This window comes from Bradyrhizobium sp. UFLA06-24 (assembly GCF_054967145.1).
Map to the genome: position 1 here is coordinate 39,449 of NZ_JADFUE010000047.1, position 9,427 is coordinate 48,875.

The 9,427-nt window shown below is 63.5% G+C and carries 10 protein-coding genes; 3 read left to right on the forward strand and 7 right to left on the reverse strand.

The features are described from left to right. Positions 1-3 precede the first annotated feature (3 nt). The 3 genes from IF809_RS28505 to IF809_RS28515 form a co-directional block, all read right to left on the reverse strand. On the reverse strand, positions 4-1,224 hold the full coding sequence (locus IF809_RS28505) for an LL-diaminopimelate aminotransferase (RefSeq protein ID WP_028171284.1): 1,221 nt from the start codon (positions 1,222-1,224) through the stop codon (positions 4-6). A 216-nt stretch (positions 1,225-1,440) separates the two neighbouring features. Further along, positions 1,441-1,716 (reverse strand): hypothetical protein, encoded by a 276-nt coding sequence (locus tag IF809_RS28510; RefSeq protein ID WP_128966058.1) that lies wholly within the window; start codon positions 1,714-1,716, stop codon positions 1,441-1,443. Positions 1,717-1,728: 12 nt separating this feature from the next. Then, complete coding sequence (locus IF809_RS28515; RefSeq protein ID WP_462839198.1) at positions 1,729-2,091, reverse strand: hypothetical protein; 363 nt, start codon at positions 2,089-2,091, stop codon at positions 1,729-1,731. Here IF809_RS28515 and IF809_RS28520 point away from each other — a divergent pair. Next, positions 2,057-3,799: a PHA/PHB synthase family protein gene (locus IF809_RS28520; RefSeq protein ID WP_462839199.1), complete on the forward strand. Its 1,743-nt coding sequence runs from the start codon at positions 2,057-2,059 to the stop codon at positions 3,797-3,799. The two genes, IF809_RS28515 and IF809_RS28520, sit on opposite strands and share 35 nt — an antisense overlap. 62 nt (positions 3,800-3,861) lie before the next feature. Beyond that, the gene (locus IF809_RS28525) at positions 3,862-4,260 is read left to right on the forward strand and encodes an MAPEG family protein (RefSeq protein WP_128966056.1); all 399 of its coding nucleotides are present in this window, start codon (positions 3,862-3,864) and stop codon (positions 4,258-4,260) included. Positions 4,261-4,403: 143 nt separating this feature from the next. Here IF809_RS28525 and argC read toward each other — a convergent pair whose 3' ends face one another. From argC to IF809_RS28545, 4 genes are all read right to left on the reverse strand, one after another. Then, a complete protein-coding gene (gene argC / locus IF809_RS28530) occupies positions 4,404-5,387 on the reverse strand; it encodes an N-acetyl-gamma-glutamyl-phosphate reductase (RefSeq protein ID WP_462839200.1) in 984 nt (327 codons plus the stop codon). Continuing rightward, positions 5,384-6,049, reverse strand: coding sequence for an FMN-binding negative transcriptional regulator (locus IF809_RS28535; RefSeq protein ID WP_462839201.1), 666 nt, complete (start codon positions 6,047-6,049; stop codon positions 5,384-5,386). Before IF809_RS28535 ends, argC begins: the two co-directional genes overlap by 4 nt. A gap of 224 nt (positions 6,050-6,273) precedes the next feature. Further along, positions 6,274-6,804, reverse strand: coding sequence for a DedA family protein (locus IF809_RS28540; protein WP_128966053.1), 531 nt, complete (start codon positions 6,802-6,804; stop codon positions 6,274-6,276). A gap of 111 nt (positions 6,805-6,915) precedes the next feature. Further along, positions 6,916-7,071 (reverse strand): hypothetical protein, encoded by a 156-nt coding sequence (locus IF809_RS28545; protein ID WP_462839202.1) that lies wholly within the window; start codon positions 7,069-7,071, stop codon positions 6,916-6,918. Between the two features lie 5 nt (positions 7,072-7,076). Here IF809_RS28545 and parE point away from each other — a divergent pair, with 5 nt between their 5' ends. Next, positions 7,077-9,125: a DNA topoisomerase IV subunit B gene (parE, locus tag IF809_RS28550; protein WP_462839203.1), complete on the forward strand. Its 2,049-nt coding sequence runs from the start codon at positions 7,077-7,079 to the stop codon at positions 9,123-9,125. Positions 9,126-9,427: the final 302 nt, after the last annotated feature.

Consider the following 9,427-nt stretch of genomic DNA (forward strand, 5'->3'; position numbering starts at 1 on the left):
AAATCAGCGCCTGTTGGCGAGCGGAACGACGTTGTGCAACGTTTCGATGCCGCTTTCAAGGAAGCGGCGCACGCCGCGCGCGGCCTGCCTGATCCGTTGCTCGTTTTCCACCATGGCGATGCGGACATATCCTTCACCATGCTCGCCGAAGCCGACGCCGGGCGAGACGGCGACACCGGATTTTTCCACCATCAGGGTCGCGAACTGCATGCTGCCGACGCTGCGGAATGCTTCCGGCAGCGGCACCCATGCGAACATCGAGGCTTCCGGCGGCGGAATCTCCCACCCCGCCCGGCCGAACGATTCCACCAGCGCGTCGCGGCGCTTGCGATAGGTGTCGCGCATCTCTTTGATGCAGTCGTCGGGGCCGTTCAGCGCGGCGGTGGCTGCGACCTGCACCGGCGTGAAGGCGCCGTAATCGAGGTAGGATTTGACACGGGCGAGCGCGGCGATCACCCGCTCGTTGCCGACGGCAAAGCCCATGCGCCAGCCGGCCATCGAATAGGTCTTGGACATCGAGGTGAACTCGACGGTGACGTCCATCGCGCCGGGCACCTGAAGCACCGAGGGCGGCGGATTGTTCTCGTCGAAATAGACTTCCGCATAGGCGAGATCCGACAGGATCAGGATCTCGTGCTTCTTCGCGAAGGCAACGAGGTCCTTGTAGAAGTCGAGGCTCGCGACATAGGCGGTCGGATTCGACGGATAGCAGACGACGAGCGCCAGCGGCTTCGGGATCGAATGCACGATCGCCCGCTCCACCGCCTCGAAGAATTGTGGCGTCGGCTCCGACGGCACCGAGCGGATCACCCCGCCCGCCATCAGGAAGCCGAAGGCGTGAATGGGATAGCTCGGGTTCGGGCAGAGGATGACGTCGCCGGGCGCGGTGATCGCCTGCGCCACGTTGGCAAAGCCCTCCTTGGAGCCGAGCGTCGCCACCACTTGCGTGTCGGGGTTGAGCTTCACGCCGAAGCGGCGCGCGTAGTAGCCGGCCTGGGCCCGGCGCAGGCCGGGGATGCCGCGGGACGCCGAGTAGCGGTCGGTGCGCGGCTTGCCGAGCGTCTCCTTCAGCTTCTCCAGCACATGCGGCGGGGCCGGCAGATCCGGATTGCCCATGCCGAGATCGATGATGTCGGCGCCGGCGTTCCGCGCGGCCGCCTTGGCCCGGTTGACCTGTTCGAACACGTAAGGCGGAAGGCGGCGGATGCGGTAAAATTCTTCCATGGCTCTCTGGGCTCCGGGCAACCGGTCAGGACAGAATCGACCTGGCCAATTGGGCCATTCCGACAGGCATCGGCCCCACGCATCAAAATCGCTCAAAATCAGATACTTAGAGCAATCTGCGACGGCGGCGGCTGAAGTCGTTCGCCCTGACTCTCGGCTGAACTGAGGTCTTTTAGCACGGCAAGACGAGGGCGCCAGCGATTACCTTGCGCTGCGCTATTTCGCGTCCTTGGCGGCAATGGCCTGGCGGTCGCGCGCGGCGGCCAGCTCCGCCTCGATCTTGGCACGCTGGTCGGGCGGGATAATTGCCTGGTCACGATCGGGCGGCAAATCGTGCACCGGCAGGTAGCCGGCGGGCTCCTTGGGATGGGCCGGCGTATCGGCGGCCGACATGTCCGCGAGCTGGCTCGAGCAGCCGCCCAACGCAAATGCCGCCATCAGCAGCACGCAGCACGCAAGCCGCGTCTTTTGCAGGTCCCATAACGCCAACACTTGGGAAATCCCCTACTCGTCCCAACGCAAGGCTGCCGATAGCTTAATCAACAACCTGCCCAAGCTCAAACCATTGCTGCCCACAAATGGCACGAGCGAGAAATCTTCCGAGGCCCACAGCATGAGAGGTGCACGTCGATTGTGACAAAAGCAAGAAGCCTTGTCGCAGTGCAGCACATCTTCGCGCCTGTTTAACGCGAAACCGGCGAGCTTCGCGGTGACGAATACGGAATGAATCGTTACTGTCCTCTTCATGAGTACCGTCACGACCGACACGCGCACGCCCGGGACAACGTCCGGGACAAAGTCTGAAACGAAGTTCGATGCGGAAGCCTTCGCGATGAACGTCGCGCGGGCGATGGAGAGCGGCGGCAAGGCGCTCGCCGCGTTCCTGAAGCCGCGCGAGAGCGGCGAGGTGCAGGACCGTCCTCCGACCGAACTCACCGAAGTCGTCAAGACCTTCACCTCGGTCGCCGAATACTGGCTTTCCGACCAGTCGCGATCGTCCGACCTCCAGACCAAGCTCGCCAAGGACTATCTCGATCTCTGGGGCTCGGCGGCGCGCCGCATGGCCGGACAAGACGCCGCGCCCGCAATCGCGCCCTCGCCGCGCGACAAGCGCTTTGCCGATCCGGAATGGAAGTCGAACCAGTTCTTCGACTTCATGATGCAGCTCTATCTGCTCACGACCAAATGGGCGCAGGAGCTCGTGCGCGACGCCGAGCTCGATGTCCACACGCGCCGCAAGGCCGAATTCTATATCCAGCAGATCACCAACGCGATCTCGCCGTCGAACTTCGTGCTGACCAATCCGGAGGTGCTGCGCGAGACCGTCGCAAGCAGCGGCGAGAACCTCGCGCGCGGCCTGACGATGCTGGCGGAGGACATCGCTGCCGGCAAAGGCATGCTGAAGATCCGCCAGTCCAACCCTGACAACCTCGTCGTCGGCGTCAACATGGCGACCACGCCCGGCAAGGTGATCTACCAGAACGAGATGATGCAGCTGATCCAGTATGCTCCGACCACGGAGAAGGTGCTGCGCACCCCCCTCCTGATCGTGCCGCCCTGGATCAACAAGTTCTACATTCTCGATCTCAAGCCGGAGAAGTCCTACATCAAGTGGTGCGTCGACCAGGGCATCACCGTGTTCGTGATCTCATGGGTCAATCCCGACAAGCGGCTTGGCAACAAGAGCTGGGAAGACTACATGAAGGAAGGCCCGCTCACGGCGATGGACGTGATCGAGAAGGTCACCGGCGAGATGAAGGTGCACACCGCCGGCTATTGCGTCGGCGGCACCATGCTCGCGACCACGCTGGCCTGGCTCGCCGAGAAGCGGCGCCAGCGCGTGAGCTCGGCAACGTTCTTTGCCGCCCAGGTCGACTTCACCCATGCCGGCGATCTCTTGGTCTTCGTCGACGAGGAACAGATCGCGGCGCTCGAGCAGGACATGAAGGCCTCAGGCGTGCTCGAAGGCTCCAAGATGGCGATGGCCTTCAACATGCTGCGCTCGAACGATCTGATCTGGTCCTACGTCGTCAGCAACTATCTCAAGGGCCAGCAGCCCAGCGCGTTCGACCTGTTGCACTGGAATTCCGACGCGACACGAATGACGCAGGCGAACCATTCCTATTATTTGCGCAACTGCTATCTGGAGAACCGGCTGTCGACGGGCACGATGGTGCTCGACAACACCCTGCTCGACCTCTCCAAGGTCAAGGTGCCGGTCTACAATCTCGCCACCCGGGAAGACCACATCGCGCCGGCGGAATCGGTGCTGTACGGCTCGCAGTTCTTCGGCGGCCCCGTGAAATACGTGCTGTCCGGCTCCGGCCACATCGCCGGCGTCGTCAATCCGCCTGCCTCGAACAAATACCAGTACTGGACCAACGACAACATCAAGGCCGCCAATGTCGCCGAGTGGATGAAGGGCGCGGTGGAGCACAAGGGCTCGTGGTGGCCGGATTGGCGCGAATGGCTGGGCAGCCTGGATCCGGAGGAAGTGCCTGCGCGCAGCGTCGGCACCGAGGCACTGCCTCCGATCGAGGACGCACCCGGCAGCTATGTCAGGGTTCGCGCGTAGCGGAATCTCCCGCGCTTGTATAAGCTCACTCTCAAGGCAGCGACGACAGAGGGGATCGGGTTATGACGCGTGAATTGTTCTGGCTGACGTGCACGGTGATCCTGACCGGGATCCTCTGGATTCCCTACACCATCAATCGCTGCCAGGTCCGGGGCCTCAGCGGCGCGATGGCCAACCCCTCGCGCGGCGACAAGCCCCAGGCCGATTGGGCTAACCGTCTGATGTTCGCCCATGACAACGCGGTCGAGAACCTCGTGCTGTTCGCGCCGCTGGTGCTGATCCTCAATGCGATCGAGTATTCCTCGAAATGGACGGTGCTCGCCTGCGCGGTCTATTTCTGGGCGCGCGTCGCGCATCTGATCGTCTATGCGCTCGGCATTCCCGTGTTCCGCACCCTCGCCTTCACCGTCGGATTCCTGGCGCAGGCCGTTCTGGCGCTGGCGATCTTCGGGGTGTTTTGACGTAAGTTTCACCGTCTCGCGAGGAGTTCGCGACAAAGTTGCCAAGCTTGCGCTGATGCGACGAAGCAATCCAGGACTGTCTCCGCAGTGGGAATTCTGGATTGCTTCGCTTCGCCCGCGATGACGGAGGATAGACGCTCGCCCTACTCTTCCGGCAATCCCAGCATCAGCCGCATGTTCTGCACGGCCGCGCCGGATGCGCCCTTGCCGAGATTGTCGAGCCGGGCGACCAGGACGGCCTGGTGATATTTGTCGCTGGCGAAGACATAGAGCTCGAGCATGTTGGTCTCGTTGAGTGCTTCCGGCTCGAGCCGGCCGCCCTTGGCCGCTTCGTTCTGAAGCGGCATCACCGAGACGTATTTCGACCCGGCGTAGCGCTTTGCCATTGCGGCTTGCAGATCAGCACCATCAGGCTTCCCCGGCAGCGTGTCCAGCTGGAGCGGCACCGAGACCAGCATGCCCTGCCGGTAGTTGCCGACCGAAGGAATGAAGATCGGCCGCCGCGTCAGGTTCGAATAGAGCTGCATCTCCGGCAAATGCTTGTGCTCGAAGCCGAGGCCGTAGAGTTCGAACGACGGCGCGCTGCCGTCTTCAAAGCTCGCAATCATCGACTTGCCGCCGCCGGAATAGCCGCTCACCGCATTGACGGTGACGGGATAGTCCTGCGGCAACAGGCCGGCATCGACGATCGGACGCAACAGCGCGATCGCGCCGGTCGGATAGCAGCCGGGATTTGAGACCTTCTTGGCGGCCTTGATCTTGCCGGCCTGGTCCGGGGTCAGCTCCGGAAAGCCATAGGCCCAGTCGGGCGCAACCCGGTAGGCGGTCGAGGCGTCCAGCACTTTCGGCGCGGAGGCGCCCATGCTGTCGACCAGGGCAACCGTTTCCCTGGCGGCATCGTCGGGCAGGCAGAGGATCACGAGATCGACCTCCTCCATCAGTGCCTTCTTCGCCGCGGGATCCTTGCGCTTGTCGTCGGCAATCGTCTTCACGACGACGTCGCCCTGGAGCTTCAGCCGCTCGTTGATGCCGAGACCGGTGGTGCCGGAGCCGCCGTCGACGAAGACGGTGGCGGGCTTGGCGCCCGCGCCTGATGTCGGGGCTTTCGTGGTTTCCGTGAGGCTCATGGTGCGCTCCTTTCGAGCGTGTTCGCGTCGTCTGCAAAAACCTGCGGCCGGATCTGCCGCATCAAGCTCGAGATCTGCTTCGCGTCGGCATCGCCATCGCCGAGCGCATTCGCGATCGCTGCATAGTCGGCATCGGATTTGTGCTGGTTGAGCTTGAAGCTGCCTTCGACCTCTTCAACCGTCATCACCAGACCCACGATTCCCTTCTTCATCGCCTCGAGCCGGCCCGCGGTCATCTTGCCCGACGTCCATGGCTGCTTCGGCAGCAGCCAGTTCTCGAACTTGTCGCTGAGCGTGTCGACCTGCACCGACAGCTCCTGGTCCGACAACAGCCGCACCGGCCCGGTCAGATGCACCGACTGGTAGAGCCAGGTCGGCACCTGATCCGGCGAGACGTACCAGTCCGGCGAGACATAGGCATCGGGGCCGTTGACCGCGAGCAGCCAGGACGTCGCGCCGTCCGCCAGCTTTATCAGCGGATTGTGACGGGCGACATGAAAGGCCGCGTGCGGCGTGCCGTCATCGGCATAGCTCAGATAGAACGGCAGCGACGATGCGACCGGCTTCCTGCCGTCAAAGGCACACATGGTGCCGAAGCCGCGCTCGTCGGCGAATTTCAGGCTCGCGGCGCGGTCTTGCTTGAAATGGGGTGGCGTGTACATCGTGGTCTCCTGCTGGGCCTCCTTGGGGAGCCGCCGGATCAGATCGCGCTGACAGGAGAGAGAATGCCGCGGATCGGATCCAGCGGCAAAGACGATGATCTCAAACGCGATCGACCGCCCAAACCGCAAGACTGCGGCGGCGGCGACGGGCGAACAGGATGGTCGCGGCGTTGATCATGGCGTGGGGTGATAAGGCCAGTGGCGGTTCCCGTCAAGTTTTGGCGTCAGATCACCCGCCAGATCCATTCCGTGATCTTCGCGATCACGTCGCCGAACACGAGGAGCGCCGCCGACCAGACCAGCGCCGAGACGAAATTGGCGGCCTGGAAGGTCCAATAAGGCATCTCGAAGATGCCGGCTGCCAGCGGCACCGAGGCGCGTAAGGGGCCGAAGAAGCGGCCGATGAAGATGCTGGGTACGCCCCAGCTCCGCACGAAAGCCTCGCCCTTGGGCAACAGTTCCGGATACCGCGAGAGCGGCCACATCTGGGCGACCCGCTCCTTGTAGCGAAAGCCGAACCAGTACGAGACCCAGTCGCCCAGCGCCGCGCCGAGGCCGCCGGCGATCCAGACGGGATAGAAGCTGATGCCGCTTGCCCCGATCAGCGCGCCGATGGCGACCAGGGCGCCCCAGGCCGGGATCAGCAGCGAGATGAAGGCGAGCGACTCTCCGAAGGCGAGCAGGAACACGATCGGAGCTGCCCAGGCCTGGTGAGCACGCACGAAGTCGGCCAGGGCGTGCGCAAACTGCTCCATTCCGAATTGGCCTTCCCGCCCTGTCCCAAGGTGCTGCGATAAAAAGGACTGGTAAGCCAAGCACTTGTGTGACATCAAGTCACAAAATCCGGCCCGGGCCGGACCAGGACGTCAAATTGCCGGGAATAGCTCGGCCAGCAGCGTAAAATCGCCGGCATTGGCTCCCAACGACGCCCCGGTGGCGGCCCGGCGGTGACCTTTGCCGGCCAGCCATGGCATAGTCGCGCGAACCGATTCGCCGCCCGCGCAGCCCTCAAAACGCATCAAGATATATGTCCAAGCAGTTGAAAACCAAGGCTAAAGACGATTTATTCGACGGCAATGAGCCGAAGGGGCGCGCCAGTAGCGCGAAGGCGGCGCCGCGCGCGAGCGGCGGAGAAGCCGACTACACCGCAGCCGACATCGAGGTGCTCGAGGGCCTGGAACCGGTGCGGCGCCGGCCCGGCATGTATATCGGCGGCACCGACGAAAAGGCGCTGCATCACCTCTTCGCGGAAGTGATCGACAACTCGATGGACGAGGCGCTCGCCGGACATGCGACCTTCATCGGTGTCGAGCTCTCCGCAGACGGCTTCCTGACCGTCACCGACAACGGCCGCGGCATTCCGGTCGATCCGCACCCGAAGTTCCCGAAGAAGTCGGCGCTCGAAGTCATCATGTGCACGCTGCATTCGGGCGGCAAGTTCGACAGCAAGGTCTACGAGACCTCGGGCGGTCTGCACGGCGTCGGCATCTCCGTGGTGAACGCCCTCTCCTCGCGCCTCGAGGTCGAGGTCGCGCGCAGCCAGAAGCTCTACCGCATGTCGTTCGAGCGTGGGCACCCGAAGGGCAAGCTCGAGGATCTCGGCAAGGTCAACAACCGCCGCGGCACCCGCGTGCGCTTCAAGCCCGACACCGACATCTTCGGCGCGAAGGCCGTGTTCAAGCCGCAGCGCCTGTTCAAGATGACGCGCTCCAAGGCGTATCTGTTCGGCGGCGTCGAGATCCGCTGGAATTGTGCACCCGAGCTGCTCAAGGGCATCGAGGACGTGCCGGCGGAAGCCACGTTCCACTTCCCCGGCGGCCTCAAGGATTATCTGGCCGCCGCAATCCACGCCGACACGCTGGTGCATCCCGATATCTTCTCCGGCAAGTCCGGCCGCAACGGCGCGCACGGCGCCTGCGAATGGGCCGTGGCCTGGACCGCGGACGCAGACGGCTTCCTCTCCTCCTACACCAACACGGTGCCGACGCCCGATGGCGGCACGCACGAATCCGGCCTGCGCAGCGCACTGTTGCGCGGCCTGAAAGACCACGCCGAACGCGTCGGCCAGGGCAAGCGCGCATCGTCGATCACCTCCGAAGACGTGATGGTGGGCGCGGCCGTGATGCTCTCGGTGTTCGTGCGCGAGCCTGAATTCCAGGGCCAGACCAAGGATCGCCTCGCTACCGCCGAAGCACAGCGCATCGTCGAACAGGCGATGAAGGATCCGTTCGACCACTGGCTGTCGGGCAATCCGAACATGGCCAACCGGCTGCTCGACTTCGTGATCGACCGCGCCGAGGAGCGGCTGCGCCGCCGCCAGGAAAAGGAAACCGCGCGCAAGACCGCCGGCAAGAAGTTGCGCCTGCCCGGCAAGCTCGCCGATTGCACCGATGCCGGCACCGAAGGCTCCGAGCTCTTCATCGTCGAGGGCGACTCGGCCGGCGGCAGCGCCAAGCAGGCGCGCGACCGCAAGACCCAGGCCGTGCTGCCGCTGCGCGGCAAGATTCTCAACGTCGCTTCCGCGGGCAAGGACAAGCTGACGGCGAACGCCCAGCTCTCCGATCTCGTCCAGGCCATCGGCTGCGGCACGCTTGCGCAGTATCGCGAGGAGGATCTGCGCTATCAGCGCATCATCATCATGACCGACGCCGACGTCGACGGCGCGCATATCGCTTCGCTGCTGATCACCTTCTTCTACCGTCAGATGCCGCGTCTGATCGACGAGGGCCACCTCTTCCTCGCGGTGCCGCCGCTCTACAAGCTGACCCACGGCACCAAATCGGTCTACGCGCGCGACGACAAGCACAAGGACGAGTTGATCAAGAGCGCCTTCAACGCCAACGCCAAGGTCGAGGTGAACCGCTTCAAAGGCCTCGGCGAGATGATGCCGGCGCAGCTGAAGGAAACCACCATGGATCCGTCCAAGCGGACGCTGCTCAAGGTGGTGCTGCTTGCGGATGACCGTGACACCACCGCGGATTCGGTCGAGCGGTTGATGGGCACCAAGGCCGAGGCGCGCTTTGCCTTCATCTCCGACAAGGCTGAATTTGCCAGCGAGGAATTACTGGACGTCTGAAGGCAGGATTTGCGCTCAAGAGCCCCGGCCCGCGTCCGGGGCTTTTTCGTTTGAGGGCCGAGACTGCCGCTTGCGGGTGATTCTGATCCGCAAATGATCCGCCCTCTGGCGCGACTCGGCCAACGACTCACGGGATCGACCTTGAAGAATGGCTGTGGCCGGATTGCCTCCGTTTCGAACAAGGGCGACTTCCTAACGAAAACTTATTCGGACAAGGGAGTTGAGAAATTGCACAAGCCATTGAAATTTCGTGCAATTTACCTGTCTCTTATACACATCTGACGCTGCCGACGAACTCTAGG